At 71.0% G+C, this 1,332-nt stretch carries 2 protein-coding genes; both read left to right on the top strand.

What is annotated here, in order from left to right:
- A partial coding sequence (locus IH00_RS0103305) for a phosphopantetheine-binding protein (RefSeq protein WP_031069337.1) occupies positions 1–568 on the top strand: 568 nt, incomplete at its 5' end.
- Positions 569–582: 14 nt separating this feature from the next.
- Positions 583–1,332: beta-ketoacyl synthase N-terminal-like domain-containing protein (locus IH00_RS0103310; protein ID WP_031069338.1), on the top strand; the 750-nt coding region annotated here is incomplete at its 3' end.

Genomic DNA, 1,332 nt, shown 5'->3' on the forward strand with positions numbered 1-1,332 from the left:
CGGGCTGCTCCCACCGCTGCTTCGCGGACTGGTGCGCACGCCGGCACGGCGCGCCGACTCCACGGGCGGGTCGCTGACCCAGCGGCTGTCCGGGGTGGCGGAGGAGGCCGTCCGCGAGAAGGTCGTGCTCGACCTGGTGCGGGAACAGGTCGCGGCCGTCCTGGGCCACGCCTCGGCGGCCACCATCGCGCCCGAGCGGGCCTTCCAGGAGCTGGGCTTCGACTCGCTGGCCGCGGTCGGCCTGCGTAACCGGCTGACCCAGACCACCGGGATGAGGTTGCCCGTGACCCTGGTCTTCGACCACCCGACACCGGCGGCGGTCGCCCGGCTGATCCTCGCCGAGATCGGTGGAGGAAGCGAAGAGCCGCTCATCGACCAGGAGTTGACGAAGCTCGAAGGCATGCTCGCCGCGAGCGCGAACAGCGAGAAGCAGCGCGTGGCGGACCGGCTGCGCAAGCTGCTCGCCGACATCACCGAGGGCGGAGAGAGCACGCGTGCACTGATCGAGGCGGCCACGACCGTTGACCAGGTCTTCCAGTTGATCGACGCCGAGATCGGCGAGGGGTGAAGAGGAAAGTGAACATGAGCGCTGAAAGCACCGACCCACAGCAGGAAAAGCTCGTTCAGTACCTGAAGAGGACGGCCGTCGAGCTCAGCGAGACCCGGAGCCGGCTCCGGCAGGTCGAGGACCGGGCGAACGAGCCGCTGGCGATCATCGGCATGAGCTGCCGCTACCCCGGCGGGATCACCTCGCCGGAGGACCTGTGGGACCTCGTCGCCTCGGGCCGTGACGGGATGTCGGGGCTGCCGACCGACCGCGGCTGGGACCTGGAGCGGCTCTACGACCCGGACCCGGACAGGCTCGGCACCTCCTACTCCCGCGTGGGCGGGTTCGTGGACACCGCGACCGAGTTCGACGCGGACTTCTTCGGGATCAGCCCGCGCGAGGCACTGTCGATGGACCCCCAGCAGCGGCTGATGCTGGAAGGAGCCTGGGAGGCGTTCGAGAACGCGGGCATCGACCCGACGTCCCTGCGCGGCAGCGACACGGCCGTCTTCTGCGGCGTGGGCCCGTCGGACTACGCGGCGGCGCCGGCCGGCGGCCTGCCCCAGATCGAGGGGTTCCGGCTGACCGGATCGACGACGAGCGTGGTGTCGGGCCGGGTGTCCTACGCCCTCGGCCTCGAAGGCCCGTCGGAGTCGGTGGACACCGCGTGCTCCTCCTCGCTGGTGGCCCTGCACCTGGCCGCACAGTCGCTGCGGTCCGGTGAGTGCTCGCTGGCGCTGGTCGGTGGTGTGACCGTGCTGGCAGGGCCCACGCTGTTCGTCGAC

This window comes from Streptomyces sp. NRRL S-118 (assembly GCF_000716335.1).
Classification (GTDB): Bacteria; Actinomycetota; Actinomycetes; order Streptomycetales; family Streptomycetaceae; genus Streptomyces.